Source organism: Modestobacter sp. VKM Ac-2978, assembly GCF_026968025.1.
Classification (GTDB): Bacteria; Actinomycetota; Actinomycetes; order Mycobacteriales; family Geodermatophilaceae; genus Modestobacter.
This window is the reverse complement of sequence record NZ_JAPVBP010000001.1, coordinates 623,427-648,905: the sequence shown is the minus strand read 5'-3', so window position 1 is coordinate 648,905 and position 25,479 is coordinate 623,427. Positions and strand designations below refer to the sequence as shown.

General features: G+C 74.2%; 33 protein-coding genes and 1 tRNA gene. 13 read left to right on the top strand and 21 right to left on the bottom strand.

Annotated elements, in window-relative coordinates:
* The first annotated feature begins 116 nt into the window (after positions 1 to 116).
* Together O2W53_RS03080 and O2W53_RS03075 are read left to right on the top strand one after the other, a co-directional pair.
* The gene (locus tag O2W53_RS03080; protein WP_269161568.1) at positions 117 to 839 is read left to right on the top strand and encodes an AAA family ATPase; all 723 of its coding nucleotides are present in this window, start codon (positions 117 to 119) and stop codon (positions 837 to 839) included.
* Between the two features lie 115 nt (positions 840 to 954).
* Positions 955 to 1,539, top strand: coding sequence for a hypothetical protein (locus O2W53_RS03075; protein ID WP_269161567.1), 585 nt, complete (start codon positions 955 to 957; stop codon positions 1,537 to 1,539).
* A 43-nt stretch (positions 1,540 to 1,582) separates the two neighbouring features.
* Here O2W53_RS03075 and O2W53_RS03070 read toward each other — a convergent pair whose 3' ends face one another.
* Together O2W53_RS03070 and O2W53_RS03065 are read right to left on the bottom strand one after the other, a co-directional pair.
* The gene (locus O2W53_RS03070) at positions 1,583 to 2,611 is read right to left on the bottom strand and encodes an LLM class flavin-dependent oxidoreductase (RefSeq protein ID WP_269161566.1); all 1,029 of its coding nucleotides are present in this window, start codon (positions 2,609 to 2,611) and stop codon (positions 1,583 to 1,585) included.
* Positions 2,612 to 2,653: 42 nt separating this feature from the next.
* Positions 2,654 to 3,136: a MarR family winged helix-turn-helix transcriptional regulator gene (locus tag O2W53_RS03065; protein ID WP_269161565.1), complete on the bottom strand. Its 483-nt coding sequence runs from the start codon at positions 3,134 to 3,136 to the stop codon at positions 2,654 to 2,656.
* Between the two features lie 177 nt (positions 3,137 to 3,313).
* On the opposite strand from O2W53_RS03065, the gene O2W53_RS03060 reads away from it, so the two are divergent.
* The 3 genes from O2W53_RS03060 to mscL all read left to right on the top strand — a co-directional run bounded on the left by O2W53_RS03060 (position 3,314) and on the right by mscL (position 4,936).
* A complete protein-coding gene (locus tag O2W53_RS03060) occupies positions 3,314 to 3,703 on the top strand; it encodes an FmdB family zinc ribbon protein (RefSeq protein WP_269161564.1) in 390 nt (129 codons plus the stop codon).
* 110 nt (positions 3,704 to 3,813) lie between these two features.
* On the top strand, positions 3,814 to 4,470 hold the full coding sequence (gene cpaB, locus O2W53_RS03055) for a Flp pilus assembly protein CpaB (protein ID WP_269161563.1): 657 nt from the start codon (positions 3,814 to 3,816) through the stop codon (positions 4,468 to 4,470).
* Positions 4,471 to 4,516: 46 nt separating this feature from the next.
* Positions 4,517 to 4,936 (top strand): large conductance mechanosensitive channel protein MscL, encoded by a 420-nt coding sequence (gene mscL / locus O2W53_RS03050; RefSeq protein WP_269161562.1) that lies wholly within the window; start codon positions 4,517 to 4,519, stop codon positions 4,934 to 4,936.
* Between the two features lie 81 nt (positions 4,937 to 5,017).
* Here mscL and O2W53_RS03045 read toward each other — a convergent pair whose 3' ends face one another.
* Positions 5,018 to 5,167 carry a hypothetical protein gene (locus tag O2W53_RS03045; RefSeq protein ID WP_269161561.1) on the bottom strand — a complete coding sequence of 50 codons (150 nt, stop codon included), beginning with the start codon at positions 5,165 to 5,167 and terminating at the stop codon, positions 5,018 to 5,020.
* A 20-nt stretch (positions 5,168 to 5,187) separates the two neighbouring features.
* The gene (locus O2W53_RS03040) at positions 5,188 to 5,745 is read right to left on the bottom strand and encodes a YbaK/EbsC family protein (RefSeq protein ID WP_269161560.1); all 558 of its coding nucleotides are present in this window, start codon (positions 5,743 to 5,745) and stop codon (positions 5,188 to 5,190) included.
* Positions 5,746 to 5,844: 99 nt separating this feature from the next.
* On the opposite strand from O2W53_RS03040, the gene O2W53_RS03035 reads away from it, so the two are divergent.
* Genes O2W53_RS03035 through O2W53_RS03025 form a run of 3 tightly spaced genes read left to right on the top strand, consistent with a single transcriptional unit; the run spans position 5,845 to position 7,471 of the window.
* Complete coding sequence (locus tag O2W53_RS03035) at positions 5,845 to 6,204, top strand: VOC family protein (protein ID WP_269161559.1); 360 nt, start codon at positions 5,845 to 5,847, stop codon at positions 6,202 to 6,204.
* Positions 6,201 to 6,602, top strand: a complete 402-nt coding sequence (locus O2W53_RS03030) for a PaaI family thioesterase (RefSeq protein ID WP_269161558.1) — start codon at positions 6,201 to 6,203, stop codon at positions 6,600 to 6,602. The genes O2W53_RS03035 and O2W53_RS03030 overlap by 4 nt, the downstream gene beginning before the upstream one ends.
* Positions 6,599 to 7,471, top strand: coding sequence for a phosphotransferase (locus O2W53_RS03025; protein ID WP_269161557.1), 873 nt, complete (start codon positions 6,599 to 6,601; stop codon positions 7,469 to 7,471). The genes O2W53_RS03030 and O2W53_RS03025 overlap by 4 nt, the downstream gene beginning before the upstream one ends.
* 32 nt (positions 7,472 to 7,503) lie before the next feature.
* Here O2W53_RS03025 and O2W53_RS03020 read toward each other — a convergent pair whose 3' ends face one another.
* The 3 genes from O2W53_RS03020 to O2W53_RS03010 form a co-directional block, all read right to left on the bottom strand.
* Entirely contained in the window at positions 7,504 to 8,418 is a 915-nt protein-coding gene (locus O2W53_RS03020; RefSeq protein ID WP_269161556.1) for an MSMEG_6728 family protein, read from the bottom strand.
* A 77-nt stretch (positions 8,419 to 8,495) separates the two neighbouring features.
* Complete coding sequence (locus O2W53_RS03015) at positions 8,496 to 8,795, bottom strand: biopolymer transporter Tol (RefSeq protein WP_269161555.1); 300 nt, start codon at positions 8,793 to 8,795, stop codon at positions 8,496 to 8,498.
* Positions 8,792 to 9,637 carry an NAD-dependent protein deacetylase gene (locus tag O2W53_RS03010; RefSeq protein WP_269161554.1) on the bottom strand — a complete coding sequence of 282 codons (846 nt, stop codon included), beginning with the start codon at positions 9,635 to 9,637 and terminating at the stop codon, positions 8,792 to 8,794. Before O2W53_RS03010 ends, O2W53_RS03015 begins: the two co-directional genes overlap by 4 nt.
* 178 nt (positions 9,638 to 9,815) lie before the next feature.
* Between O2W53_RS03010 and O2W53_RS03005 the strand changes: the two genes are divergently transcribed.
* A complete protein-coding gene (locus tag O2W53_RS03005) occupies positions 9,816 to 10,820 on the top strand; it encodes an ion channel (protein WP_269161553.1) in 1,005 nt (334 codons plus the stop codon).
* Positions 10,821 to 10,832: 12 nt separating this feature from the next.
* Here O2W53_RS03005 and O2W53_RS03000 read toward each other — a convergent pair whose 3' ends face one another.
* The 10 genes from O2W53_RS03000 to O2W53_RS02955 form a co-directional block, all read right to left on the bottom strand.
* The gene (locus O2W53_RS03000; protein ID WP_036336227.1) at positions 10,833 to 11,279 is read right to left on the bottom strand and encodes an SRPBCC family protein; all 447 of its coding nucleotides are present in this window, start codon (positions 11,277 to 11,279) and stop codon (positions 10,833 to 10,835) included.
* Positions 11,280 to 11,307: 28 nt separating this feature from the next.
* The gene (locus tag O2W53_RS02995; RefSeq protein WP_269161552.1) at positions 11,308 to 11,682 is read right to left on the bottom strand and encodes a hypothetical protein; all 375 of its coding nucleotides are present in this window, start codon (positions 11,680 to 11,682) and stop codon (positions 11,308 to 11,310) included.
* 51 nt (positions 11,683 to 11,733) lie between these two features.
* The gene (locus tag O2W53_RS02990; RefSeq protein ID WP_269161551.1) at positions 11,734 to 12,444 is read right to left on the bottom strand and encodes a response regulator transcription factor; all 711 of its coding nucleotides are present in this window, start codon (positions 12,442 to 12,444) and stop codon (positions 11,734 to 11,736) included.
* Between the two features lie 110 nt (positions 12,445 to 12,554).
* Entirely contained in the window at positions 12,555 to 13,370 is an 816-nt protein-coding gene (locus tag O2W53_RS02985) for an ABC transporter ATP-binding protein (RefSeq protein ID WP_269161550.1), read from the bottom strand.
* Complete coding sequence (locus O2W53_RS02980; RefSeq protein WP_269161549.1) at positions 13,367 to 14,434, bottom strand: FecCD family ABC transporter permease; 1,068 nt, start codon at positions 14,432 to 14,434, stop codon at positions 13,367 to 13,369. Before O2W53_RS02980 ends, O2W53_RS02985 begins: the two co-directional genes overlap by 4 nt.
* Positions 14,435 to 14,439: 5 nt before the next feature.
* Positions 14,440 to 15,480 carry an ABC transporter substrate-binding protein gene (locus O2W53_RS02975; protein WP_269161548.1) on the bottom strand — a complete coding sequence of 347 codons (1,041 nt, stop codon included), beginning with the start codon at positions 15,478 to 15,480 and terminating at the stop codon, positions 14,440 to 14,442.
* Between the two features lie 134 nt (positions 15,481 to 15,614).
* Positions 15,615 to 16,088: an SRPBCC family protein gene (locus tag O2W53_RS02970; RefSeq protein WP_269161547.1), complete on the bottom strand. Its 474-nt coding sequence runs from the start codon at positions 16,086 to 16,088 to the stop codon at positions 15,615 to 15,617.
* On the bottom strand, positions 16,085 to 16,423 hold the full coding sequence (locus tag O2W53_RS02965) for an ArsR/SmtB family transcription factor (protein ID WP_269161546.1): 339 nt from the start codon (positions 16,421 to 16,423) through the stop codon (positions 16,085 to 16,087). Before O2W53_RS02965 ends, O2W53_RS02970 begins: the two co-directional genes overlap by 4 nt.
* A gap of 48 nt (positions 16,424 to 16,471) precedes the next feature.
* Positions 16,472 to 16,765 (bottom strand): hypothetical protein, encoded by a 294-nt coding sequence (locus O2W53_RS02960; protein WP_269161545.1) that lies wholly within the window; start codon positions 16,763 to 16,765, stop codon positions 16,472 to 16,474.
* 29 nt (positions 16,766 to 16,794) lie between these two features.
* Positions 16,795 to 17,238, bottom strand: a complete 444-nt coding sequence (locus O2W53_RS02955; RefSeq protein ID WP_269161544.1) for a hypothetical protein — start codon at positions 17,236 to 17,238, stop codon at positions 16,795 to 16,797.
* 141 nt (positions 17,239 to 17,379) lie between these two features.
* Here O2W53_RS02955 and O2W53_RS02950 point away from each other — a divergent pair, with 141 nt between their 5' ends.
* Together O2W53_RS02950 and O2W53_RS02945 are read left to right on the top strand one after the other, a co-directional pair.
* Complete coding sequence (locus O2W53_RS02950) at positions 17,380 to 18,750, top strand: TrkH family potassium uptake protein (protein ID WP_269161543.1); 1,371 nt, start codon at positions 17,380 to 17,382, stop codon at positions 18,748 to 18,750.
* Positions 18,743 to 19,405 carry a potassium channel family protein gene (locus tag O2W53_RS02945; RefSeq protein WP_269161542.1) on the top strand — a complete coding sequence of 221 codons (663 nt, stop codon included), beginning with the start codon at positions 18,743 to 18,745 and terminating at the stop codon, positions 19,403 to 19,405. Before O2W53_RS02950 ends, O2W53_RS02945 begins: the two co-directional genes overlap by 8 nt.
* A gap of 5 nt (positions 19,406 to 19,410) precedes the next feature.
* On the opposite strand, the gene O2W53_RS02940 is transcribed toward O2W53_RS02945, so the two are convergent.
* The 4 genes from O2W53_RS02940 to O2W53_RS02925 all read right to left on the bottom strand — a co-directional run bounded on the left by O2W53_RS02940 (position 19,411) and on the right by O2W53_RS02925 (position 22,914).
* A tRNA-Arg gene (locus O2W53_RS02940) sits at positions 19,411 to 19,486 on the bottom strand.
* 151 nt (positions 19,487 to 19,637) lie between these two features.
* The gene (locus O2W53_RS02935; protein ID WP_269161541.1) at positions 19,638 to 20,564 is read right to left on the bottom strand and encodes a glycine betaine ABC transporter substrate-binding protein; all 927 of its coding nucleotides are present in this window, start codon (positions 20,562 to 20,564) and stop codon (positions 19,638 to 19,640) included.
* A 99-nt stretch (positions 20,565 to 20,663) separates the two neighbouring features.
* Entirely contained in the window at positions 20,664 to 21,662 is a 999-nt protein-coding gene (locus O2W53_RS02930) for an ABC transporter permease (RefSeq protein WP_269161540.1), read from the bottom strand.
* The gene (locus tag O2W53_RS02925) at positions 21,655 to 22,914 is read right to left on the bottom strand and encodes a quaternary amine ABC transporter ATP-binding protein (protein ID WP_269161539.1); all 1,260 of its coding nucleotides are present in this window, start codon (positions 22,912 to 22,914) and stop codon (positions 21,655 to 21,657) included. Before O2W53_RS02925 ends, O2W53_RS02930 begins: the two co-directional genes overlap by 8 nt.
* A gap of 690 nt (positions 22,915 to 23,604) precedes the next feature.
* Here O2W53_RS02925 and O2W53_RS02920 point away from each other — a divergent pair.
* Together O2W53_RS02920 and O2W53_RS02915 are read left to right on the top strand one after the other, a co-directional pair.
* Positions 23,605 to 23,925, top strand: a complete 321-nt coding sequence (locus tag O2W53_RS02920; RefSeq protein ID WP_269161538.1) for a GNAT family N-acetyltransferase — start codon at positions 23,605 to 23,607, stop codon at positions 23,923 to 23,925.
* A gap of 57 nt (positions 23,926 to 23,982) precedes the next feature.
* Positions 23,983 to 25,350 carry a cryptochrome/photolyase family protein gene (locus O2W53_RS02915; protein ID WP_269161537.1) on the top strand — a complete coding sequence of 456 codons (1,368 nt, stop codon included), beginning with the start codon at positions 23,983 to 23,985 and terminating at the stop codon, positions 25,348 to 25,350.
* Positions 25,351 to 25,479 lie beyond the last annotated feature (129 nt).

The window sequence follows — 25,479 nt, the reverse complement described above, 5'->3', positions numbered from 1 at the left end:
CGGCCGTCGGGCTCGCGGCGCAGTCGCCGGGCTCGCGCTGCAGGGCGAGCCCGGCGGTGGGGGCGCGAGCCCGGCACACCGCCGTCCCGTCACACCCGCCCGCCAGGATGGCCGGCGTGGACAGCCGACCGATCCGCCGCTTCCGACCCGATCCCGGCCGGCCCGCCCCGACCGGCGAGGAGCGCGCGCAGTGGCCGCTGACCGTGCCGGCGGTCGCCCAGCTGCTCGACACCGGCCTGGAGCTGCCGCACGGCGCGCTGGTGCTGGTCGGTGAGAACGGGTCGGGCAAGTCGACGGTGATGGAGCTGCTCGCCGTCACCCTGGGCCTCAACCCGGAGGGCGGCACGGTGCACACCCGGTTCAGCACCCGGCCCAGCGAGCCGGAGTCGCTCGGGCTGGTCGTCGAGCGCAGCCCCGGCGCGTCCCGGTGGGGCTGCTTCCTCCGCGACGAGACGCTGCACACCCTGTACAGCCACCTGGAGGGGATCGGCAGCCCCGACCCGAGCTACCACGAGCTCTCCCACGGAGAGGCGTTCCTCGAGGTCCTCACCCGGCGGTCCGGCGGCGGGGGCGGCACCTACCTGCTGGACGAGCCCGATGCGGCGCTCTCCTTCGGCGGCAGCCTGGCGCTGGTCACGGTGCTGCTGGACCTGGTGGCGTCCGGTGCGCAGGTCGTCGTCGCCACCCACTCCCCCGTCGTCGCCGCCCTGCCGGGAGCCCAGCTGGTGGAGGTCGGTGACTGGGGGATGCGGCCCGCGCAGTGGGACGAGCTGGAGCTCACCGTCAACTGGCGGCAGTTCCTCAGCGACCCGGCTGCCTACCTCCGTCACCTGCGGTGAACTCGGTCGCCGACGACGGGGTTGCCGACCTCCGCAGCGGGCACGGCTCTCAGGGAGCCGGTCAGACCTCCCGGCTCCCCGCCTCGGCCGCCGGCCGGGCACACGAGGAGACCCCATGTCGAACGACCAGCACACCGTCCTCCGCTCCATGCACGACCTCGGCCTGGCCGCCTGGTTCGGCGGCAACCTGATGGGCGCCGTCGGCCTGAACAAGGCCGCGGCCGCCGCCCGCGACAGCACCGAACGGACGCGGCTGTCCTCGATCGGCTGGGCGGCCTGGGCGCCGGTGCAGGGTGCCGCGATCGCCGCGCACCTGATCGGCTCGGTGGGCATGCTGCGCGCCGACCGTGGCCGGGTGGGCACCGGGCCGGGAGCGATGGCGAACACCGTGGTCAAGAGCGCGCTGACCGTCGCCGCGATCGGGACGTCGATCGCCAGCGGGGCACTGGGCGCCAAGATCGGGGCCAAGTCGCCGGTGCCCAGCGCGACCGCGACCGACCCGGCGCCGAACACACCGTCGGACGTCGCCACCGCGCAGAAGGGGCAGAAGCCGCTGCAGTGGGTCAACCCCGCGCTGACCGGCGTGCTCATCGTGCTGGCCGCTCAGCAGGGCGAGCAGCAGCGGACGAGCTCCACCGTGCGCGGGGCCCTGGGCGCTGGCCTGACCAGCGTGAAGGCCGCGGTCCTCCGCTCCGCCTGAGGCGGGCCGGCCTGAGGCAGCGGCCGGCATCCCAGCCGGCGCCTCAGGCCGCGGTGGCCTGCCCGGCCGGGGTGAGCCCCCAGGCCGCGGCGAGCAGCTCCAGGCTGCGCACCCGCTCGGCCACGCCGTGGGTGGAGGCGGTGACCATCAGCTCGTCGGCGCCGGTGTCGGCGGCCAACTGCCGCAGCTCGGTGACCGCCCGCTCCGGGCCGCCGACGATCGCGTTGCTCGGCATCCCCTCGGCGGCGGCCCGCTCCGGGTCGGTGGCCGCCTCCGCGAGGCTGGGCACCGGGCGCAGCCGGTTGGTGCGGATGGACAGCCGCATCAGCTGACCGGGCAGCGCCAGCCGGCGGGCCTCCTCGTCGGAGTCGGCGACCAGCGTGCTCGCGGTGACGACGGCGTACGGCCGGGGCAGTGCGTCCGAGGGCCGGAAGGACTCCCGGTAGAGCTCCAGCGCGGCGACGGCGTGCGGGCTGCCGAAGTGGTGGGCGAAGGTGAACGGCAGCCCGAGCTGCCCGGCCAGCTGCGCGGAGTAGCTGCTGGAGCCCAGCAGGACCACCCGGGGCGCGGAGACGGCGGCCGGCGTGGCGGTGAACCGCTCGGCCAGCCCGCCCTCGACCCGCTGGTCACCGAAGAGCCCCAGCAGGTCCAGCAGGTCCTGCGGGAACTGCTCGGCCGACAGCAGCTTCGGGTCGCGGCGCAGCGCCAGCGCGGTGTGCTGGTCGGTGCCCGGGGCCCGGCCGATGCCCAGGTCGATCCGCCCCGGGTGCAGCGCCTCGAGCAGGGCGAACTGCTCGGCCACCACCAGGGGCGCGTGGTTGGGCAGCATGACCCCGCCGGAGCCGACGGCGATCCGGTCGGTCACCGCGGCCAGGTGGGCGATGAGCACCGGCGGGTTGGTGCTGGCCACCGCCGGCATGTTGTGGTGCTCGGCCACCCACAGCCGCCGGTAGCCGAGCCGGTCGGCGGCCTGCGCGACGGCGACGGTGTGCGCCAGGGCGTCGGCGGTGGTCTGCCCGGACCCGACGGTGGCCAGCTCGAGCACGGACAGGGGCAGCGGGGTCTCGGACATCACTGCGGCCAACACCGCCCCGGCGGGCGGGCTTCCCGCTGCTCAGCCGGGCTCGTGCGCCCGCAGCGTGGCGTCGGGGTCCAGCCGGTCGAGGACGGCGGCGAGCGCCTCCTCCAGCGCCTGCGTCTGCGCGGGGGTCAGCGCGGCGAACACCCCTTCCCGGACGGCGGCCACGTGCCCGGGCGCGGCCCGTTCCACGACGTCCCGGCCGGCGTCGGTGAGCACGGCGACGTTGCCCCGGCGGTCCTCGGCGGCCTTCTCGCGGCGCACCCACCCCCGCTCCTCCAGCCGGGCCACGGTGTGCGAGAGCCGGCTCTGCGACTGGTTCGCGGTGCGCGCCAGGTCGCTCATCCGCAGGTTCCCGCCCGGCGCCTCGGACAGCATCGCGAGCACCACGTAGGCCGCGTGGGTGAGGCCGGCGTCCCGCTGGAGCTGGGCGTCGAGCGTGCGCGGCAGCAGCTCGGCGACGGCCAGCCAGGCCCGCCAGGTGCGCTGCTGCTGCTCGTCGAGCCACGGGGAGGACACGCCCGGCCACGCTACCGGCCGGGCCGGCGCCGTCCGGCCGCAGCGGGAGACGCTCGTCACCCGGCGGGCCGACACCGGCCGACCGGCGTGGACGCCGGGCAGGCCGACGGCGCATCATTGGCAGTCGCCGGGCCCGAGTGCCAGCCCGGCTCGGATCGGACGAGGAGCTCCCACACCGTGCCCACCTACCAGTACGTCTGCACCAACCCCGAGGTCAAGCACGAGTTCGAGGTCGTGCAGTCGTTCACCGACCCCGCCGTGGCCACCTGCCCCGAGTGCGAGGCGCCGGTGCGCAAGGTCTACGGCTCGGTCGGCGTGGTCTTCAAGGGGTCGGGCTTCTACCGGACCGACAGCCGCAAGGGCGAGGGCGCCTCGACCGGCTCCAGCTCGGCGAAGGAGTCCTCCGGCGGGAGCAAGGACTCCGGCGGCGGCAAGGAGTCCGGCGGCAAGGAGTCCGGCAGCAAGGACGCCGGCAGCAAGACCAGCAGCACGACGTCGAACGGTACCGCGTCCACGTCGTCGAGCAGCTCCTCGTCCAGCAGCAGCGGGGGCAAGGCCGCGAACTGACCGGCGCACGGACGACGGCGGCGCGCTGCCGCCGGTCCACAGCCGGGCCCGCGGTCCACAGCCTCGCGCTGCACCGGGACGGGCACCGCCGCTGCTCCTAGCGTCGCCGTGTGCCCCGTCTCCGTCGTCCGCGCTCCCCCGTGCACCTGCTCCGGCAGGTGGCTGCGGCTGCGCTCGTGTGCCTGGCCCTGGTCCTCGCGCTGCGCCCACCGCCGTCGGCTCCGGTCGTGCGCGGGCAGCCGACCGTCCCGGTGGTCGTCGCCGCGACCGACCTCCCGGCCGGCACGGTGCTCACCGCCGGCGATCTCGCGGCGGCCGAGCTGCCCACCGGCCTGCTCCCGTCCGGGGCCACGGCCGACGCCGGCGGGTTGACCGGTCAGCTGCTGGCCGCGCCGGTGCGCTCCGGTGAGCCGGTCACCGACGTCCGGCTGGTCGGGCCGGGGCTGTGGTCGGCGGTCCCCGCCGGGCAGGTCGCCGCCCCCGTGCGGCTGGCCGACCTCGCGGTGGCGACGCTGCTGCGCGCCGGTGACCGGGTCGACGTGCTGGCCGCCGGTGCGCCCGGCGCGACCGCGGCCCCGGTCGTCGAGGTGGTCGCCAGCGGCGCCCGCGTGCTCACCGCCCCGGCGCCGGAGCTCACCGACGGCCCGACGGTGGGCACCCCGGCCGGCGGCGGGCTGCTGGTGCTGGCGGTCTCCCCGGACACCGCGGCGCGGCTGGCCGCTGCCGCGGCGACCGGGACGCTCACCGTTACGCTCGGCCGGCCGTGATCATGGGGCTCCGCAGCGAGGTCCCCGCGACCGAGAGGTGCCGTTCGTGCTCAAGGGCTTCAAGGACTTCCTGCTCCGCGGGAACGTCATCGACCTCGCGGTGGCGGTGGTCATCGGGGCTGCGTTCACCGCCGTGGTCAGCTCGTTCACCGAGGCGTTCCTGCGTCCGCTGATCGGCCTGGTCGGGGGCGGTGGCGTGCAGGGCGGGACGTTCGAGGTCAACGGGCAGACCTTCGCCTGGGGCGACTTCGTCAACCAGCTGATCACCTTCGTGCTGACCGCGGCGGTCATCTACTTCGTGGTCGTGCTGCCGATGAAGGCGCTGTTCGAGCGCCGGGAGCGCGGTGAGCAGACCGGGCCGGTGCTGCCCACCCAGACCGAGCTCCTGGTCCAGATCCGCGATCTGCTCCAGGCCCAGCACGGCCAGCCGCCGGCGTCCGGCCCGGAAGCCCGACACCGCGCCTGACCCGCACTGAGACGGGCTCGAACGGCCCCGCTGCAGGGCCCCGCGGCGAGCTCGCGAGGCGTGGGGGGCAGTGGGGTCCTTCTAGTCGCTGCCCCAGTGCGGCGGGCGGTCCTCCAGGTAGCGGAGGTCGTCGTCGTCGGAGTCGGTCAGCCGGTCCCCCCAGCCGACGTCGCTGTCGTCGGGTGCCCGCTCGGGGCGCGGCGGTGCGGGTTCCTGATCGCGCTCTGACACGCCCCCGAGGGTAGGCACGGTCAGCCGATCGGCTGGCCCAGCCCCTCGAGCACCTCCGCGCCCGGCAGCCCGGCCAGCACGGCGCCGGAGACGGCGAGCTTGCTGCCCCGGGTGCCCGAACCGATCACCACGAGCTCGCTGGCGGCCACCGCGGCGTCGACCAGCACCGGCCAGGACGCCGGCAGCCCGACCGGGGTGATCCCGCCGTAGGCCATCCGGCTCTCCGCGACCGCGACGTCCTGCGGCGCGAACGACGCCTTGCGCGCCCCCAGGTGCCGCCGGACCAGCCCGTTCACGTCGGCGCGGGTGGTGGCCAACACCAGGCAGGCGGCCAGGGTCGTCTCCCCCGACCGGCGCGCGGCGACCACCACGCAGTTGGCCGAGGCGGCGGCCGGGACCTCGTAGACGTCGGTGAAGGCCGCGGTGTCGGCGGCCTCGTCGTCGATGGACGCCACCCAGGCCAGCCCGATCAGCGACGGCAGTGCCGCGGCGACGGGCTCGCCGAGCAGCTCCAGGTGGTCGGCGGCCGGGAGCCAGGTCAACGTGCCGAGCTGCGGGGCGGAGTCGGGTGCGGCCATGCCCTGATCGTGCGACACGCTCCGCGCTGACCAGCGCGCGGGGTCGCCGGCCGGACACCTGGTGGTGGGCCCGGGCAGGGCCGGGAGAGGATGGCCGCCATGATCGGTCAGCTGCACTCCGTGGTCATCGACGCCCCCGACGCGCACGCCCTGGCGACGTTCTACGCCGGCCTGCTCGGCATGGAGGTGCAGGGCGAGCCCGGCGACGACTGGGTGGTGGTCACCGGCGCCGGGTACCGCATCGCCTTCCAGCAGGCTCCGGACCTCCAGCCGCCGGACTGGCCGGACCCGGCCCGGCCGCAGCAGTTCCACCTCGACATCCGGGTCGCGGACGTCGACGTCGCCGAGCCGCAGGTGCTGGAGCTGGGCGCCAGCCGGCTGCCCGGTGGCGGTGGGGACTTCCGGGTCTACGCCGACCCGGTCGGGCACCCGTTCTGCCTGGTCTGGGACGCCGCGTGACGCCGGACCTGACGGCCGCCAGCGCGTTCGTCGCGGCCACCGGGTTCGAACTGGCCGAGGTCACCGGCACCCGGGTCACCGGGCACGTCGACGTCGGGCCGGAGCACCACACGCCGTGGGGCGTCGTGCACGGCGGCGTCTACTGCACGATCGTGGAGGGCGCCGCCAGCGTGGGAGCGAGCGCCGCGGTCGCCGAGCGCGGCCAGTTCGCGGTGGGCGTGAACAACAGCACCGACTTCCTGCGCCCGATGACCGCCGGCCGGCTCGACGTCCTCGCCGAGCCGGTGCAGCAGGGGAAGACGCTGCAGCTGTGGCTGGTCACCCTCACCCGCGAGGACGGCAAGATCGCGGCCCGCGGGCAGGTGCGACTGCAGAACGTGCCGCTGCCCGGGTCGTGACGGCGTCGGTCGAGCAGGCCGTCGCCGCGGCTGTCGCCGTCGCGCGGCAGCACGGCCTGCCCGTCGAGGTCCCGGCGCTGCTGTCCTGGGGCGTCAACGCGGTGGTGCACCTGCGCCCGGCGCCGGTGGTGGCCCGGGTGGCCGTCTACACGCCGCTGCTCCGTCCGGAGATCCGCCGGCCGTTCACCCGGGAGCTGGCGCTGGCCGCAGCGCTGACCGCGGCCGGGGCGGCGGTCGTGCCACCGTCGGACCTGCTGCCGCCGGGACCGCACGAGCACGACGGGCTCACGGTGTCGTTCTGGCGACATGTCGACGTGTCGCCGGATCGACCGACCGCGGAGCAGGCCGGCCGGTCACTGGCCGAGCTGCACGAGGTGCTCGGCACGCTGCCGCCGCTGTGGACCGGCTCGCCGCTGGACCGGCCGCTGGAGGACCTGGCCGTCTTCCGCGACACCGGCACCGAGCTGGGGGCCGACCCGGCCGTGCTCCGCGAGGTCGGCGAGCTGGTGACCGCGCTGCGGCCACGGCTGGTCGGCGCGGAGATGACGCTGCACGGCGACACCCACCCCGGCAACCTGCTGGTCACCGGCGAGGGGCTGCGCTGGACCGACCTGGAGGACACCTCCCGCGGCCCGCGCGCCTGGGACCTGGCCAGCCTCCGCTGCTCGGCCCGCCTCGACGGCCGGGCGGCGCTGGACGCGATGCCCGACCCGGTGAGCGAGGCAGAGCTCGCGCCGTTCGTCTGGCTCCGGCGCCTCTACGCCGGCGCCTGGTGGTTCGTGCACGCCGCCCGGGAACCGGCCGACCTGCCCGAGGCGCGGCGGCGGCTGGCCGCGGCGGTCTCGGAGGTCGGCGCAGGCCTGCGGTGAGCGACCTCCGACCGCCCCGGCGGTCGAGGAGGTCAGCGCAGCCCGGCCGGGACGGCGTCGGGGTCCAGGACGACCCGGAACAGCGCCCGCGGGTCCTGCAGGGTGGCCGGCGGCCGCGCCGCCGACCGCGGCACCACGGACGCGAACCGGGCCGGACGGCGGTGCGGCAGCAGCTCCCGGCCGGCGAAGGCGTAATCACCCACGACCTCACCGAGCAGCAGCCCGGCGCCGTGCTCGACCGGCAGCCCGACCAGGTCCCCGGGCGCCACCTCGTCCAGGAACGCCGACAGCTGGCGCAGGTCCTTGGCCGGGCGACGACCGGAGAGCTCCTTGGACAGCGCCCGGAGCTCGGCCGCCGACTGACCGGTCGCGTCGACGTCGATGCCGGACTGGGTGCCCAACCCGACCACGCCGGTGGCCAGCGCCGCGCCGAGCTCGGGGTGCGCCCGGGGCCGCACCACCCAGACCGGGACCCCCTCGGGCGCAGCTGCGGGCGGGACGTCGTCGGCGCCGGGCCACAGGTAGGGCAGGTCGTCGGGGTCGCCGGGGAACCGGGACCGGTAGAACCCCGGGTCCTTGGCCACCAGGTTGGACCGGTGCGAGCGGTGCAGCTCCTCCTGGCCCACCCAGCTGGGCAGCAGGCCGGCGGCGGCGGCCTCGGCCTGGGTCATCCGCGCGGCGTCCGGGGCGAACTCGGCGATCAGCGTCTCGGTGCTGTCGGCGAAGCCGCGTTCGCGCCAGACCCGCACCATGGCCAGTGAGTAGACGACCAGCCCAGCGGTGTGCCCGCGCCACATGGTGACGACCGGGTGGTTGGCCCAGCCGTAGTCGGGGAGCTCGAGGGCGCGCAGCACCTGCAGGCACTCGACCCGCTGCTTGCCCAACCGGGGGTTGTCCAGGAGCCGGGCGGACTCGGTGAAGTCGGCGACCGGCAGGAACGTCTGCATCGCCGCCCTTCCTGCCCGAGCCGGCCGGCGGCCAACCTCCCAGCCGATCGAGGGGCCAAAGTCGCGATTTTGGCCCCTCAGGGGTCGAGCTGTGCCAGTGCGGTCTCCCAGCGGGTCCGGCGCTCGGCGTCGTCCTGCTCCCACCAGGCAGTGCCGCGCTCGCCGAGCCCGGTCTTGGCCAGCTGCACCCGGGCGCGGGCCGCGGCCACCGCGTCGTCGTCGCCCCGGTGGGTGCGCACCGCCGAGCGGGCCACCCCGAGGTGGTGCAGCAGCCGGGCCCGGACGTCGTCCGGCAGCGCGGGGTCCGCGGTCCGCCACCGCCGGCCGTCGACGACGATCCAGCGGCCGTCCTCGGTGTGCTCGACCTCGCGGGTCATGCCAGCCGGCGGACCAGCTCGGGCAGCACCACACCCAGCGGCGCGTCGACCTTGAGCGACGCCTTCGCGTCCCCGCGGGTGGACCCGGAGTTGACGATGGCGACCGGGATGCCGCGCTTGGCGGCGGCGATGACGAACCGGTAGCCGCTCATCACGGTCAACGACGAGCCGAGGACCAGCAGCGACCGGGCATCGTCGACCAGGGCGAAGCAGGCGTCGACGCGGTCGCGGGGCACGGTCTCGCCGAAGAAGACCACGTCGGGCTTGAGCGGCCCCCCGCCACAGGCCAGGCAGTCGACCATCACGAACCCGTCGAGCGCCTCCTCGGGCAGCTCGACGTCGCCGTCGGGGTTGACCTCGTCGGTCGGCTCGGGCCGGAACCCGGGGTTGACCGCCCGCAGCCGGACGTCGAGGTCGGCACGGGAGGCCATGTCACCGCAGGCCAGGCAGACGGTGCGGTCCAGCCCGCCGTGCAGCTCGAGCACGGCGCGGGCACCACCGGCCTGGTGCAGCCCGTCGACGTTCTGGGTGATCACCTCGCCGACCGCCCCGGCCTGCTGCAGCGCTGCGACCGCGCGGTGTCCGGCGTTGGGGCGGGCCCGCTCGATCTGCCGCCAGCCGACGTAGCTGCGCGCCCAGTAGCGGTGCCGGCCGCCGGGGTCACGGGTGAAGGTGTGGTAGGTCATCGGCGTGTGCCGGCGCAGGGAGCCGGTGGCGCCGCGGTAGTCGGGGATGCCGGAGTCGGTGGACAGCCCGGCGCCGGAGAGGACGACGGCGCCCCCGTCGGCGAGCAGGTCGGCGAGCTCGGAGAGGCCCTCGACGGTGGGGGTCGCTGCGGTCACTCCCCCATCGTCCCTGCCCGGCGGCGGATGCGCCGCGACCGGCGTGTGTAGCCGACCGCCTGCCCGGTCACTCTCGTCCAGAGTTCCCGTCCGCCCGGCCTCCGTGGGCCCGACCGAGGAGGCCGACCGTCTTCGCGCCCCAGCCTGACCGCACCACCGACCACCGGCCCGGTTCCCGATGACCGGGTGGTGGTGGGACGTCATCGGCGTGGCCATCGTGGCGTTCGCCGTGGTCGACGAGGTGCGCACCACGCTGGCGGTGGCCAGCGGCCCCGGGCCACTGACCCAGCTGCTCACCCGCGTCGGGTGGCGGCTGACCCGGCGGCCTTCCGTGTCGGACTCGGCCCTGGTGCGCTTCGTGGGCGGCCCCGGGGTGGTCCTGATCGGGGCGACCCTGGCTTCCTGGTTCACCCTGCTCTGGATCGGCTGGTCGCTGGTCTTCCTCGGCGGCGACGAGGCGGTGGTCGGCTCCTCGACCGGCGCGCCGGCCTCGGTGTGGGAGCGGTTCTACTTCGCCGGCTACAACGTCGCGACCCTGGGCAACGGCGGCTACCAGCCGGCCGGGGCGGGCTTCCAGCTGGCCACCATGGTTTCCGCGCTCAGCGGGATGCTGCTGATCACACTGGCGGTCTCGTACCTGACCGCGGTGATCTCCGCAGTCGTCGGCAAGCGGAGCTTCGCCTCCCAGGTCACCGGATTCGGCAGCACCGGCGCAGAGATGGCGGCCGGCCTGGCCTCGTCCGGGACGGCGTTCCCGGCCGTGGTGTCCCTGTCGTCGCTGTCCTCGACGCTCACGACGGTGGGGCAGCAGCACCGGGCCTATCCCCTGCTGCACGCCTACCGCCCGCGGTCGCCCGAGCTGGGCACCGCACCGGCGGTCGCGGTGCTGCTCGACGCGGTGCTGGTGCTGACCGCTGCGGCCGACCCGGCCGACCGACCGCCGCCCGGCGTCCGCCGGTCGGTGCTGTCCGCCGTGCAGCAGTACGTCACCCACGCCCCCACGGCCGGCGGTGGGCAGGCTCCCCCGGCGCCGGCACTGGACGCCGCGGAGGCCGGCCGGCAGGGCCTGGCGGTGGACGGGGCCCGGCTCGCCGAGCAGACCGCGGACTGCGCCGAGCTGCGCGACGAGCTGTCGCGGCGGATCACGGCGGCCAGTTACGACTGGCCCGGCACCTCGTCCTGAGCGCCCCGCGCGTCAGCGGGTGGCGAGCTCCTGGTCCAGCCGCGTCAGCATGGCGCCCTGGATGCGGGCCAGCCCCTTGGGCGCGAAGGTGCGCTCGAAGAAGCCGCCGATGCCACTCGCCCCGGTCCAGGTGGTGCGGGCGCGCACGGTGCTCGACCCGGCGTCGGCCGGGTGCACGGTCCAGGTGGTGACCATGCTGGAGTTCGCGTCGCTCTCCACCAGGGCACCGTCGGCGCCCGCGGTGACGACGACGTCCTGCTCGCGCACCCGCTTGGAGGTGGCCTGCAGGCGCCAGTGCACCTTCGTGCCCGCACCCTGGCCACCGGCGTCGACCCGGTACTCGCTGTACTGCTCGGGCAGCACCTTCGGCCGGGTGACCTCGTAGTCGGCGAGCGCCGCGCGGACGACGTCCGCCGGTGCGTGGACGAGCTGTTCTGCGGTGGCGACGACCTGACCCATGGCCCCATCCTCCGCCTCGGCCGTCCGGCTACTCCGGCTGCCCCTCCTCGGTGTTGAGGTAGCGGGCGCGGAACCGGGCGTTGGCCATCGCCTCGGTGAAGCGGGCCTCCCACAACGGGTCGTGCGCCGGGAAGCTGTCGAAGACGCGCTCCTCCAGCACGTCGGGCCGCCCGTCCAGGCCGATGCAGGTGCGCTGCAGGAGCACGCGGGTGACGCCGTCGACCTCGTCGTGGCCGACCGTCCAGCGGGCCGCGGCGAGGGCCAACTGCTGGCGGGCCCGCTCGCGCGGGGGCAGCCGCCAGCCCGCCGCACCGGTCACCGAGGTCTGCGGCACCGACATCGCCCAGGCCACGAGTCCGGCCAGCACGAGGACCAGGAGTGCAGCCGCCAGGATGCCGACCATGCTCGGAACGGTAGTCCTGGATCTGCCCGCCGGCCGGGGTGATGCCTGCGGTCAGACGTCGGCCGGGGCCTCGGTGAGCCGGTGGGCGCCGCAGCTGCAGCCGGGGTTGCGTGCCGAGAGCACCAGGGAGACGGCGTGTGCCCGGTCGCGGGCGCCGAGCTTGCGCAGGATGGCCTTGACGTGGGACTTCACGGTGTCCTCGGAGATGAACAGGTTCTTGCCGATCGCCCGGTTCGACTGTCCCTGGAGCAGCTCGTCGAGCACGTCGGACTCCCGGCGGGTCAGCGGCACCTCCGGGGTCAGCTCCCGCGACACCGGCTCCGCCGAGCCCTCCCCGCGACGGATCTGCGGGTCGACCACGGTGCGCCCGGCCCGCGCGGCCAGCACGGCCCAGCCCAGCAGGGTCGGTGAGGTGTTCATCAGCAGGTAGCTGCGCACGCCGGCGGCCAGCGCCTCGTTCACCACACCCGGGTCCTCCGACGTCGCCAGCGCCACCACGGCCAGCTGCGGGAACCGGCGACGCAGGTCCCGCACGGCGTTCAGCGTGGCCGCCCGGCCGGTGCCCAGCTCCACCACCACTGCGTCCGGCCGAGCGGACTCGGCCAGGGTCAGCGCGCGACGCGGCTCCCCCGGGGTGCCCACCGCCTGCATGCCGGCGGTCTCGTTGATCATGCCGACCAGCCCACGGCGCAGGACCGGGGCGTCGGCGAGGATCAGAACGCGGGTGACGCCGCGGGGGGTGCTGGCCATGGGGGTGGACACGTTCGGACTCCGCTCACTGAGGGTCATCGACTGACAACCAGTAGATCGACCGGGTGAACGGACTGCTTGAGCACTTTCATGTGGACGATCTTCTGGCCGGTGACGCCGGGTCACCAGGCAGGTGGTGCGTCCTCCGGGGTCAGCTCGTCCGAGGACTCGAGCGGGCCGGGCTCGAACAGCACGGTGAGCCGTCCCCGCTCGTCCACGCCCACCCGGGCCCGCACGCCGTAGACCCGCGCGATGAGCTCCGCGGTGAGCACCTCCCTCGGCGGCCCAGCGGCCACCGCCCGACCGCGCTCCAGGATGATCACCTCGTCGCAGAAGGTCGCCGCGAGGTTGAGGTCGTGCAGGGCGATGACGCTGGTGACCGGCAGCCGCGAGACCAGCGACAGCAGCTCCAGCTGGTGGCGGATGTCCAGGTGGTTGGTCGGCTCGTCCAGCAGCAGCTCGCGCGGTTCCTGGGCCAGCGCGCGGGCGATGTGGGCGCGCTGCCGCTCTCCGCCGGAGAGGGTGTGCCAGCGCTGGTCGGCCTTGTCGGTCAGCCCGGTGTGCCGCAGCGCCTCGGCGACAGCCTCCTCGTCGCGGGTCGCCGAGGCGGTGCCGAAGGAGCCGCGGTGCGGGATCCGGCCGAGCCGCACGACGTCCCGGACGCGGATGTCGACGTCGGTGTCGGCGTGCTGGCTCACCACGGCCACGGCCCGGGCGATGTCGCGCCGGGCGAGGGAGCTGAGCTCGGCGCCGTCGAGGGTGACGACCCCGGACTCGGGCCTGGCGGTGCCGTTGAGCAGTCGGAGCAGGGAGGACTTGCCCGAGCCGTTCGGCCCCAGCAGCCCGATCGTCGTCCCGGGAGCCGGGCGCAGGGTGACCTCGTCGACGACGAGCCTGCCGCCGCGGTGCCAGACGACCCGGTCCGCCTGGAGGGTCACTGGCCCCGCCGCTTCCGCACCAGGATCAGCACGAAGGCCGGCACGCCCACCAGCGCCGTCCCGACCCCGACCGGCAACGGCGTGGGCTGGAACGCCACCCGGGAGACGGCGTCGACCCACACCATGAAGACGGCGCCGATCAGTGCGGTGGCCGGGATCAACCCGGCGTGCCGGGGCCCGAAGAGGAACCGCGCTGCGTGCGGGAGCACCAGGCCGACGAAGCCGATGGCGCCGGTGACGCTCACCAGCGTCGCGGTGATGAGCGCGGTGAGCACCAGCAGGCCGAGCCGCACGCGGGCCACCGCGATGCCCAGCGAGGCCGCGATCTCGTCGCCGAAGGAGAAGGCGTCCAGCGCGTGGGAGTAGGCCAGGCACAGCGCGATGCCCACGGCGACGACGACGGCGCACAGCACGACGTCGTCCCAGCGGACACCCTCCAGCGACCCCAGCAGCCAGAACATCACGCCGCGGGTCTCGTCGGCGTCGGCGAAGGCGAAGATGACGAAGGAGGTCAGCGCGGAGAACAGCTGCGTGCTGGCCACGCCGGCCAGGATCACCCGGTCGGTGCCGCCGCCGGCCAGCCGGGCCAGCAGCATGACCAGGGCGAAGGCCAGCAGGGCACCGATGAAGGCCCCGCCGGACAGGCCGATCACGGACCCGCCGACCCCGAGGACGCCGATCACCACCGCACCGGTGGAGGCGCCCGAGGAGATCCCCAGCAGGAAGGGGTCGGCCAGCGGGTTGCGCAGCAGCGACTGCATCACCGCACCGCAGATCCCCAGGCCGGCGCCGGCCGCCGCCGCGGTGAGCGCGCGGGGCAGCCGCTCCTCCCAGACGATCGCGTCCTTGACCACCCGGACCGGGATGTCGGCGAGCCCGAGGTGGTTGAGCAGCACGTCGCGGACGTTCACCAGCGAGACGTCCGCCGGCCCGAGCGTGATCGCGGCACCCACCGACAGGGCCACCGCGACGACCCCGCCGACCAGCAGCAGCACCACCCGCAGTGTGCTCCCGGGGGACGTCCCGGACCCGCTCCCGACCCCGTCCGTGACGGGGGTGGTCACGGCGGTCAGGGTGCCTGCCCGATCTCGTCCAGGCCGTCGGCCAGCTTCTCCAGCGCGTCGACGAAGCGGATGGAGGGGTTCATCTCGGCACCGTGCAGCGCGATGTAGTCCTCCTCCTGGACGGCCTGCATCGTGCTGGTCAGCGGATCGGAGGCCAGGAACTCCTTCTTGTCCGCCAGCCGGTCACCGGGGAACCGGTCGCGCTGCAGGTCGCCCAGGACCAGCACGTCCGGGTCCCGCTCGACCACGGTCTCCCACCCGACCGCGGTCCAGTCGTCGTCCAGGTCCGCGAAGACGTTCTCCGCACCCACGGCGGTGGCCAGCAGGTTCGCCCCGCCGAGGCCTCCGGCCACGTAGGGGGACTTGGTGTCGGCGAACCAGAAGGCGATCGTGCGGTCGCTGGCCTCGATCCGGTCGGTCGCGGCGCCCGCGCGCTCCTGCAGGTCGGCGATGAGCTCGTCCCCGCGGGACGAGACGTCGAAGATCTCCGCCAGCTCACGGATCTCCTGGTACACGGAATCGATCTCCAGCGGCCGGGTGCGGGTGCCGCCCCCGTTGATGAGCAGCTCGCCCTCGCAGTCGGCCGGCGACAGGTAGGCGTCGACGCCGGTCTCCGCCAGCCGCTCCCGCTCGACCACGCCGCCGGTGCGGTAGTGCCGGGCGAAGGAGGCGGTCACCAAGTCGGGATCGGCGTCGAGCAGCACCTCGTAGCTGGGCGCGTTGTCGGCCAGCCGCGGCACCGAGGCGTTGGCCTCGGCGAGCTCGGGCAGGACCGGGTCGGTCCAGGACGCGGTGCCGACCACCCGGTCGCCCAGGCCGAGCGCGAGGAGGATCTCCGTCGAGCCCTGGTCGAGCGAGACGACCCGCTGCGGCGCGGCCTCGAACGTCATCGACTCGCCGCAGTTGTCGACCACCAGCGGGTAGTCGGTGGCGTTCTCGCCCCCGCTCGCGACCTCGGCCTCCGGGACCACCTCGGAGGCGCCACAGGCGGTGAGCGCGAGAACGGCGGCGATGGCGAGGCCCGCCCGGCTGGAGGACGTGCGCATGATCGTGGGTCCCTGTCGATGGTCCGGGTGCGCGGCCTGACCTGCTGTCAGGAGGACGCACACACACCGGAGGCGTGCTGAGGCTTGCCTAAGCTACCTGCGGCCGGCCGGTGACAGGGAACCGGCCGTCCGCCTCAGCGGAGCAGGTCGGCGTACCGGGACAGGTACAGCGGCCAGCCGGCGTCGTCGGCCACCCCGTCCCGGACGGCCTGCCAGCCATCGCCGTGCCGGTCGAGGTGGCGGTGCTCCAGCTCCACCCGGGTCAGCTGAGGACCTTCGGCGATGAACCGGACCTCGACCTCACTGGTGTGCTCGGGGTCCGTCTCTACCTGCCACTGCGGGCTGATGTCCCAGCTGAAGACGACGCGGTCCGGCGGGTCGAAGGCCAGCACGCGCGCCCAGCGGCACTCGCTGCCGTCGACGCCCCGATCGGTGATGTGGCCGCCGACCTCCGGGTCGAAGACGGTCTCGGCGATCGGCACCCCGAGCAGGTTGTGCTCCGGCGGCTTGAAGTCGCCGAACCGCTCGGTGAACGTCGCGAAGGCCCGGTCGATCGGGGCGTGGACGACGATCTGCCGGCGGACCACGAGTGCGGCTGTCTCGGTCATGGCTGCTCCTGTGTCGGTCGTGCGGTGACGTCCGGCTCGGCGACGTCCTGGTAGCCGTCGAGGGCCCGCTGCCAGAACGTGTCGAGCTGGTCCCGGAGGGCACCGAGGCCCTCGGGGCTGAGCCGGTAGACCCGGCGGGTGCCGACTGCGCGGTCGGTGACGAGCCCGGCGTCCTTCAGCACCCTGAGGTGCTGGGACACGGCCGGCCGACTGATCGGCAGCACGTCGGCGAGCTCGCCGACGGCCTGCGGCCGCTCGGCGAGCGAGGCCACGATCGCGCGCCGGGTGGGATCACCCAACGCCTCCCAGCCGTCACGCGTTTGGTAAGCAGGCACGAACGTAAGCTACGGCTTACGGAGGACGGGGTCAAGGCCCCGCGACCGTCAGGGGCGGGGATTGCTCCGCGTCCAGCCGCGGTCGTCCCGGCGGGCGCCCTGGGCCGCGCGGCAGCGCCGGCAGACGGCCTGCACGCCCTCCGCGTGCCGGCCGGACTCCGGCTGTACGTCGGCCCAGCTGACGTGCGGGAACCGGGCGAGCCGGGACCTGCTCAGCGACAACCCGCAGGCCGTCTCGTTGCGCCCCGGCAGCCAGGCGTGCACCTCACCGGCGGGGTACCTGATCCCGTCATCGGGGTCGGTCCACTGGTCGGCGGCCGCGACCGCGGCGCTGCGTGCCATGGGCGCCCCGGTACCCGCGGGAGCTGCCCTCAGCCGGGCTGGCCCCGGCGGAACCGGGCGGGCCGTCGCACGGTGTCCTCGCGCGCCCACCGGGTGGGGCCCCAGGTGACCTGGTCCGGAGAGGGCAGTGGGAGCGGGTCGCCGTGGGAGGTGACGTCCAGCCGGCTCAGCCGGCCGTCCTCGACGAAGAGGAGCACCCCGCCCACCGGCGACCCGTCGGCACCGACGACGGTGCCCTCGACCGGCGCCGGACCGCTGGCCGGCGCGGCCGGCACGTCGTCGGGCACCTGCAGGTCGAGGGTCCCGCACCCGCAGCGGCAGCCCGGCGTCGAGGTCGCCCGCCCGACCTGGGCTCGCAGCTCGGCGACGCCGAGGAAGTCGTGGGCGAGGAGGGCGTCGAGCAGTTCGCGCGCCTCGTCGGTCAGGGGGCGAGGGCTCTGGTCGGCCCGCGGCCCGGCATCAGCAGCGGTCATGTCCCCCAGTGTCGCCCGCGCCCCGGCGAGCGACACGACCGGCGGGTGGCGTGGCTCGGCCTTCCACAGCCGGAGAGCCGGGGCGGTGTGGCACCGTGTCGCCGTGCTCGCCCGCCGCTGTGCCCGCCCGACGGGCCTGCGGTGACGCAGGGCATCCGCAGCCCCGCCGGCCGCCCGACCCCCGCGCGCGGCTTCCACCACCCGGGCCGGGTCATCGCCGGCGCCTTCGCCGTGGCCGTCGCCGTCGGCACCGCGCTGCTGTCGCTGCCCATCGCCGTCGCCGGCCCCGGTCGTGCCGACTTCCTCACCGCGCTGTTCCACGCCACGTCCGCGGTGTGCGTCACCGGGCTGGTCACCGTCGACACCGGCACCTACTGGTCGGGCTTCGGCCAGGCGGTGATCCTGCTGCTCATCCAGGCCGGCGGCCTCGGGATCATGACGCTGGCCACCCTGCTCGCGGTGGTGCTGTCCCGCCGACTGGGGCTCCGGGCCCGGCTGATCGCCCAGGCGGAGACCAAGGCGCTGTCCGCCGCGGACGTCCGCCGGGTCATCCGCCGGGTGGTGCTTTTCAGCCTCGGCGTCGAGGCCGTGGTCGCCGTCGTGCTCGGGATCCGGTTCGCCACCGGCTACGACCAGCCGCTGTCGTCGGCGGCCTACTCGGGTGTGTTCCACGCCGTCTCGGCGTTCAACAACGCCGGCTTCGGGCTCAACGCCGACAGCCTCGTGCAGTACGTGGCCGACCCGTGGATCAGCCTGACCATCTGCGTGGCGATCATCATCGGCGGCCTGGGCTTCCCGGTGGTCTTCGAGCTGGTCCGCGAGTGGCGGTCGCCGAAGAGCTGGTCGGTGCTCACCCGGATCACCGTCATCGTCACCGTCGTCCTGCTCGTCGGCGGGACCCTGCTGTTCCTGATCGCCGAGGGCGACAACCCCGGGACCCTCGGCCCACTGGGCGCCGGCGCGACGTTGCTGGCCGCGTTCACCGCGGCGGTGATGCCGCGCACCGCCGGGTTCAACAACCTCGACATCGCCGCCTACCAGCCCGAGACGCTGCTGCTCACCGACGCGCTCATGTTCATCGGCGGCGGCAGCGCCGGGACCGCCGGCGGCATCAAGGTCACCACCTTCGGCCTGCTGGCCTACGTCCTGTGGGCGGAGATGCGCGGCGACCCCGACGTCGAGGTCGGCCGTCGCCGGGTGCCGAGCACCAACCAGCGCCAGGCGCTGGCGATCGCCCTGCTCGGCATCGGCGTGGTCGCCGTCTCCACGTTCGTCATGGAGGCCCTCACCGACTTCAGCTTCGACGTGGTGCTCTTCGAGGTCGTCTCGGCCTTCTCCACCGTCGGCCTGTCCACCGGCATCACCGCCGACATCCCGCCGGCCGGGCAGGTGCTGCTCGTGCTGCTCATGTACATCGGCCGGATCGGGCCGCTCACCCTGGCGTCGGGGCTCGCGCTCCGCGACCGCGCCCGCCGGCACCAGCTCCCCGAGGAGAGGACCATCGTTGGCTAACCACAAGGACCCCGTCGCCGTGCTCGGCCTGGGTCGGTTCGGCACTGCACTCGCCCTCGAACTGGCCCGCGGCGGAACCGAGGTGCTCGCCGTGGACAACCGGCCCGACATCGTGCAGCGGCTGTCCGGGCAGCTGGGTCAGGTGGTCATCGCCGACACCACCGACGCGGACGCACTGAGCGAGATCGGCATCGCCGACTTCAGCCGCGTCGTCGTGGCCATCGGCGGCCACCTCGAGGCCAGCATCCTCACCACCGCGCTGCTGTCCGAGCTCGAGATCCCCACCATCTGGGCCAAGGCCGTGACCCGGCAGCAGGCGACCATCCTGAGCCGCATCGGCGCCCACCACGTCGTCTTCCCCGAGCAGGAGATGGGCGAGCGGATCGCGCACCTGGTCGCCGGCCGGCTGCTGGACTGGGTGGAGCTGGACCCGCAGTGGGTGTTCGCCAAGACCAAGCCGCCGAGGGAGATCGTCGGCGTCCCGCTCGGCCAGACCGGCCTGCGGAAGAAGCATTACGTCACCGTGGTGTCGGTGAAACCGGAGAACACGGCGAGCTACACCCACGCCGACTACGACACCGTGCTCACCTACGGCGCCGAGATCGTCATCGCCGGCCGGCCGACCGACGTGGAGCGCTTCGTCGAACTGCAGTGACCAGCTGGTGCCCCCGGCAGGATTCGAACCTGCGGCACACGGTTTAGGAAACCGATGCTCTATCCCCTGAGCTACGGGGGCTGCGGCGGTGCGGCTGCACCACCACCGGGCCGCTGCGCGCAGCCCGGTTGCCGACGAGAGGGTATCGGACGACCGAGGGGCCCGACGGCACGCGCCGTCGGGCCCCTCGGGTGTGTGCTCCGGTCGCTCAACGAGCGCCGATGCGCACCGATCAGGCCTGCAGGGACTCCATGAAGTCCGGGTTCTCCTCGAGCCAGGCGTCGACGGCCTCGTCGTACCGGCCCTCGCCGTACTCGTTGACGACCATGTTCTCCAGCGAGCCGTACTGCTCGTCGGTGAGGGTCGCGTTCTCCATCATCGACGCCACGTCGGCGCAGTCGGCCGCGAAGCCCTCACGGGCCAGCGTGTGCAGGCCCTCGGAGTCGCCCAGGGCGCCTTCCGGGTCGGCGAGGTCCTTGACCGGGAACTCGCTGTTGGCCCAGAACGGACGCCACAGGGTGACGACGATGTCCTCGTTGGCGTCGGTCGCCGCCTGCAGCTCGGCCAGCATCGCGGTGGTGGAGGACTCGACGAGCGTGTAGTCCTCCTCCAGCCCGTAGGTCGGCATGACGCTGTCCTTGGTGGTGGCGGTGAGGCCGGCACCGGGCTCGATGCCGACGATCCGGCCGTCGAACATCTCGGCGTTGCCGGTCAGGTCGGCGATCGACTCGATGTCGGTGTACTCCGGGACGGCGAAGGTCAGCTTGGCGCCCTCGTACCAGGCACCGAGGTCCTCGAGCTGGTCGCCGTACTCCTCCATGTAGGCCGAGTGGGTGACCTCGGACCAGGCGGACGGGTAGACGTCGACGTCGCCCCCGGCCAGGCCGGCGTACAGCGGAGCCGCCTCGGAGATCTCGGTCATCTCGACCTCGATGCCCTGCTCGCCGAGGACGCCGTCCCACAGGTGGGCCATGCTCAGGCCGTCGGTCCAGGAGGGGATGAAGCCCAGGTTGACGGTCTCGCAGTCACCGCCGGCCGACGCTCCGCCGGCGGCGGTGGTGTCCTCCTCGGCGTCCCCACCGCAGGCGGTGGCGGTGAGTGCGACGGCGGCGAGGCCGGCGGCCAGACGTGCGCCTCGGGTGGTCAGGTGCTTGTTCATGCGGTCGTTCCTCTCCTACATCTGGCGGCGGTCGACTGCCCCGCGCACCGTTGGTGCTCCGGCTCCGCGGCGACGGCCCGGGAGGGCCGCGCCGGTCGGCTACCGGGCAGGTCGGTTCGGTGAGTTCTGGTCGGCGCCGACGGGCATGACCGCATCGGCGGACCGGCTGCTGGCGCCCAGGCCGGCCTTGCCGACCGTGCCGCCGCGGCTGAGGAAGGACGGGATGCCGGACAGTCGCCCCCGCCGCTGACCGAAGGCGCTGGTCAGCCGGTCGAGGTAGATGGCGAGGATGACGACCGACAGGCCGCCCTCGAAGCCCAGCCCGACGTCGAGCCGGGAGATGCTGGTGACGACGACGCCGCCGAGGCCGGCCGCGCCGATCAGCCCGGCGATGACCGCCATGGACAGCGCCAGCATGATCACCTGGTTGACCCCGGCCATGATCGTCGGCAGGGCCAGCGGCAACTGGATGCCGCGGAGGATCCGGCCGGGCGGGCTGCCGAAGGCGTGCCCGGCCTCCACCAGCTCCGGGTCGACCTGCCGGATGCCCAGCTCGGTCAGCCGGACCCCCGGCGGCATGGCGAAGATGATCGTGGTGACGACGCCCGGGACGAGGCCGATGCCGAAGAACGTCACCGCGGGCACGAGGTAGACGAAGGCCGGCATCGTCTGCATGAAGTCGAGCACCGGCCGCAGCGCCGCGCTGACCCGGTCGCTCTTCGCAGCCGCGATCCCGATCGGGATCCCGATCGCCACCGCGATGACCGCGGACACCAGGACCAGGGCCAGGGTGGCCATGGCCGGCTCCCACATCCGCATGCTGATCAGCAGCAGCAGCCCCAGCAAGGAGACGACGGCGAAGCGCACCGACCGCACCACGCCGCCGAGCACGGCCAGCAGCACGGCGAACAGGACCGGCGGGGGGAACAGCAGCGCGTCGCGCAGCCCCTCCACCCCGGCCTCGGTGCCAGCGCTGATCACGTCGAAGACCGGGGAGAAGTTGTCGGTGACCCAGTCGAAGCCGGTGTCGATCCAGTCGCCCACCGGGATCTGCGGCAGGGCGCCGTCCTCGGCGGCCCGGAGCACGGTCTCAGCCACGGACGGCCTCCTTCGTCGTCACGGCGGTCGCGCCCACCGGGTCGGCCGGTGCCGGCGAGATGGACGGGGCGGGGCGCGGCACGCCCCCCAGTGCGGCCAGGACCGCGCCTCGGGGCACCACCCCGAGCAGCCGGCCGGCGTCGTCCACGACGGTCACCGGCACCTCGTCCTGGGCGGCGGGGGCGAGCAGCTCGCTCAGCGTCGTCGTCGCCCGGACGTCGACCGGGGGCAGCAGGGCGAGGCCGGCCAGCGACGGCGCCCCCGCCGCGACGGCGGCCCGGACGGCGTCCTCGGTGGCCACGCCGGCCACCCGGCCGTCGCCGTCCCCGACGAGCACGGAACCGGAGCGGTGGTCCTGCATCGCCTGCAACACCTGTGCGGGCGCAGCCGTCGGGGAGACCAGGGTGGGTGCCTCGACCATCACGTGCCGGGCGGTGAACACCCGCCCACGGTCGACGTCGGCGAGGAACTGGCGGACGTAGTCGTCGGCCGGGGTCTCGAGGATCTGGTCGGGCGTGCCGATCTGCACGACGCGGCCGTCGCGCATGATCGCGATCCGGTCACCGAGGCGCATGGCCTCGTTGAGGTCGTGGGTGATGAAGATGATCGTCTTGCCCAGCGAGGCTTGCAGCTCCAGCAGCTGGTCCTGCATCTCGCGGCGGATCAGCGGGTCCAGCGCGCTGAACGCCTCGTCCATCAGCAGCAGGTCGGTGTCGGCGGCGAGGGCGCGGGCCAGGCCGACGCGTTGCTTCATGCCGCCGGAAAGCTGCCCGGGCCTCTGGTCGGCCCACTGGTCCAGGCCGACGAGCGCGAGGGCCTCCTGCGCCTTGGCCCGGCGGGTGGCGCGGTCGACGCCGCGCACCTCGAGGGCGTAGGCGGCGTTGTCCAGCACGCTGCGGTGCGGGAAGAGCGCGAAGTGCTGGAACACCATGCTCATCTGCTCCTGCCGGAGCCGGCGCAGCGCCTTGTCGTCCAGCGCGGTCAGCTCGGCCTCACCCACGTGCACGGTGCCGGCAGTGACCTCCAGCAGCCCGTTGAGCATCCGCAGCAGCGTCGACTTGCCCGAGCCGGACAGCCCCATGACCACGAAGATCTCGCCCGGCTCGACGGTGAAGCTGACGTCGATGACGGCCGGGGTGGCGCCTCGGTCCCGCACCTCTGCGACAGAGGCGCCGTCCCGGAGCCGGTCGACCGCCTCGGCGGTGCGCCGGCCGAAGACCTTGAACAACCCCTCGGCGTGTACTGCGGGCACGGGCAACCTCTCGTCGGCGGACACGGCCCCGGGCCGGGCGGCACGACGAGCGCGGGCACGCCGCTCCGAGGAGCAGCCTCACCGGCCGTGTCGTCCCACCGGGCGCACCGCCCCTGGGGCGGGCGCCACGGGGCGCGGGTGCGGCTCGCCGTCCACGACGCCAGGGGCGTCGGCGCGCACTCTGCAGTGCGCCGGGCGGCGAGCCGGGGTGGGGGCAGGCGGACCCGCTCCCATCTCAGAACAGGACGCTAACAGTGAATTGGGCGGCGGAATGGCGCATTCAGTCGATCGTGCAATTCCGTTATGGGGTCGTGACGCGCCCGGGGTGTCGAAGAGCACAGAGACAATTCCGCGAACCGACGGAGATCCGCGTCCTGATGGACGTGTCACCGCGCTGGGCTGCGGGTATGTCCGTGTGACCGGGCATGCAGAGCCCGCCCCCAGTGAAGTGCAGGAATGTCATGAGATCGTCATGAGATCTCCATGCAGCAGTCTGATCGGGCCAATTCGGAAGCGGCTGGCCACGGGCAGTCACCAAGACGGCGACCGAGGCGGAGCCGCACCAGGGAACGACCTGGGCCCCCGACTCGTCGGGAGAGATGCGGGCGGCACGGTGTCGCAACCGTTACCTTGTCTCGGCACGCACGAGCCCCGGCAACGGCGCCGAGGCGCGGAAGGTGGAGAGCACAGATGGAGATCACGGTCGTCGACGTCCCCGAGCGGGGCCGCTTCGAGATCCGGGACGGCGAGCGCGTCGTCGGCCTGGCCAGCTACCACGTCGACCAGGGCGTGATGACCCTGCCGCACACCGAGATCGACCCGACGATGGGCGGTCGGGGTCTGGGCACCCAGCTGGTGGCCACCGTCCTCACCGCCGCGCGCGAGCGGGGCCTGCACGTGCTCCCCTACTGCTCGTTCATCCGCAAGTACCTGGTCGACCACCCCGAGCAGCTCGACCTCGTCGCCGAGGCCGACCGACCCACCTTCGGCCTGGCGCCCGCCCACAGCTGAGCCACCCAGCCGCTGATCACCCAGCGGCAGCGGTCGGGGCTTCCTAGGCTCGGTCGGGTGCCCACCGCGCTGCTCTGGTTCCGCCGCGACCTGCGTCTGGACGACCACCCGGCCCTGCTCGCCGCCGTCGACGCCGCCGGGCCCCAGGGCAGCGTCGTCCCCGTCTTCGTCTTCGACGACCGGCTCTACGGCCCCTCGGGCGAGCCGCGCCGGCGGTTCCTGCTCGACTGCCTCGCCGAGCTCGACACCGCCACCGGCGGCGCCCTCGTCACGCGCACCGGCGACCCGGCCGCCGTCCTCCCCCGGCTGGTGGCAGAGCTGGGCGCGGTGAGCGTGCACGTCACCGCCGACGCCGGCCCGTACGGACGGCGCCGGGACCAGGCGGTCGAGCGGGCGCTGGGCGACGTCCCACTGGTGCGCACCGGCTCGCCGTACGCGGTCGCCCCCGGGCGGGTGGTCAAGCGGGACGGCACGCCGTTCCAGGTGTTCACCCCGTTCGCCCGCGCCTGGCGGGAGCACGGCTGGCACTCCCCCGCCGTCCGCCCGGACCAGGTCCCGTGGCAGCGCGACGTCCGCTCCGACGACCGCCCACCGCGACCGGCCCTGGACGACGTCCAGCTGCCCGCCGCCGGCGAGGCCGCGGCCCTGGAGGCCTGGCACCGGTTCCGCGACGAACGGCTGCTCGGCTACGACGAGGGGCGCGACCGCCCGGCGACCAACGGGACGAGCCGGTTGTCGGCCTACCTGAAGTACGGCTGCATCCACCCGCGCACGCTGCTCGCCGACCTGGCCGCCGAGGAGGGCTCGGAGTCGGTGCGGCGCTACACCGACGAGCTCGCCTGGCGCGACTTCTACGCCGACGTCCTGTGGCACCGGCCCGACTCCGCCCGCGAGTACCTCAAGCCCGAACTCCAGGGCATGGGCTACGACTCCGGCCCGGACGCCGAGGAGCTGGTGCGCGCCTGGGAGACCGGCCGCACCGGCTTCCCGATCGTCGACGCCGGGATGCGGCAGCTGCTCGGTGAGGCCTACGTGCACAACCGGGTGCGGATGATCGTCGCCTCCTTCCTGGTCAAGGACCTGCACCAGGAGTGGACCCACGGAGCGCGGTACTTCATGCAGCACCTCGTCGACGGCGACCTGGCCAGCAACAACCACGGCTGGCAGTGGGTGGCCGGAACCGGCACCGACGCCTCGCCGTACTACCGGGTGTTCAACCCGATCACCCAGGGCAAGAAGTTCGACCCGGACGGCAGCTACGTGAAGCGCTGGGTGCCCGAGCTGCGCGACCTCGACCCGAAGCACGTGCACGAGCCGTGGACGGCGCCCGGCGGCGGCCCGGCCGGCTACCCGGAGCCGATCGTCGACCACGCCCACGAACGCCAGGTGTCCCTGGACCGCTACGCCGCCCTCCGCGCCCGCTGAGGAAGGACCCGCCTGCCCCCCACTGCTCGCGAGCTCGCAGCGGGCCCCTGCAGGCGGGCCGGGACAAGCAGTGTCGGCTGGGTCACGGGGCCCGTCGTGGCGGACGACGCCGGCGCGGGTGAAGCTGGA

What these genes read in the sequence shown, in the direction of transcription:
- O2W53_RS03075 (WP_269161567.1), top strand. Translation starts at nt 955, where the DNA reads ATGTCGAACGACCAGCACACCGTCCTCCGCTCCATGCACGACCTCGGC.
- O2W53_RS03070 (WP_269161566.1), bottom strand. Translation starts at nt 2,611, where the DNA reads ATGTCCGAGACCCCGCTGCCCCTGTCCGTGCTCGAGCTGGCCACCGTC.
- O2W53_RS03040 (WP_269161560.1), bottom strand. Translation starts at nt 5,745, where the DNA reads ATGGCCGCACCCGACTCCGCCCCGCAGCTCGGCACGTTGACCTGGCTC.
- O2W53_RS03035 (WP_269161559.1), top strand. Translation starts at nt 5,845, where the DNA reads ATGATCGGTCAGCTGCACTCCGTGGTCATCGACGCCCCCGACGCGCAC.
- O2W53_RS03020 (WP_269161556.1), bottom strand. Translation starts at nt 8,418, where the DNA reads ATGCAGACGTTCCTGCCGGTCGCCGACTTCACCGAGTCCGCCCGGCTC.
- O2W53_RS03015 (WP_269161555.1), bottom strand. Translation starts at nt 8,795, where the DNA reads ATGACCCGCGAGGTCGAGCACACCGAGGACGGCCGCTGGATCGTCGTC.
- O2W53_RS03005 (WP_269161553.1), top strand. Translation starts at nt 9,816, where the DNA reads ATGACCGGGTGGTGGTGGGACGTCATCGGCGTGGCCATCGTGGCGTTC.
- O2W53_RS03000 (WP_036336227.1), bottom strand. Translation starts at nt 11,279, where the DNA reads ATGGGTCAGGTCGTCGCCACCGCAGAACAGCTCGTCCACGCACCGGCG.
- O2W53_RS02995 (WP_269161552.1), bottom strand. Translation starts at nt 11,682, where the DNA reads ATGGTCGGCATCCTGGCGGCTGCACTCCTGGTCCTCGTGCTGGCCGGA.
- O2W53_RS02975 (WP_269161548.1), bottom strand. Translation starts at nt 15,480, where the DNA reads ATGCGCACGTCCTCCAGCCGGGCGGGCCTCGCCATCGCCGCCGTTCTC.
- O2W53_RS02970 (WP_269161547.1), bottom strand. Translation starts at nt 16,088, where the DNA reads ATGACCGAGACAGCCGCACTCGTGGTCCGCCGGCAGATCGTCGTCCAC.
- O2W53_RS02960 (WP_269161545.1), bottom strand. Translation starts at nt 16,765, where the DNA reads ATGGCACGCAGCGCCGCGGTCGCGGCCGCCGACCAGTGGACCGACCCC.
- O2W53_RS02955 (WP_269161544.1), bottom strand. Translation starts at nt 17,238, where the DNA reads ATGACCGCTGCTGATGCCGGGCCGCGGGCCGACCAGAGCCCTCGCCCC.
- O2W53_RS02935 (WP_269161541.1), bottom strand. Translation starts at nt 20,564, where the DNA reads ATGAACAAGCACCTGACCACCCGAGGCGCACGTCTGGCCGCCGGCCTC.
- O2W53_RS02920 (WP_269161538.1), top strand. Translation starts at nt 23,605, where the DNA reads ATGGAGATCACGGTCGTCGACGTCCCCGAGCGGGGCCGCTTCGAGATC.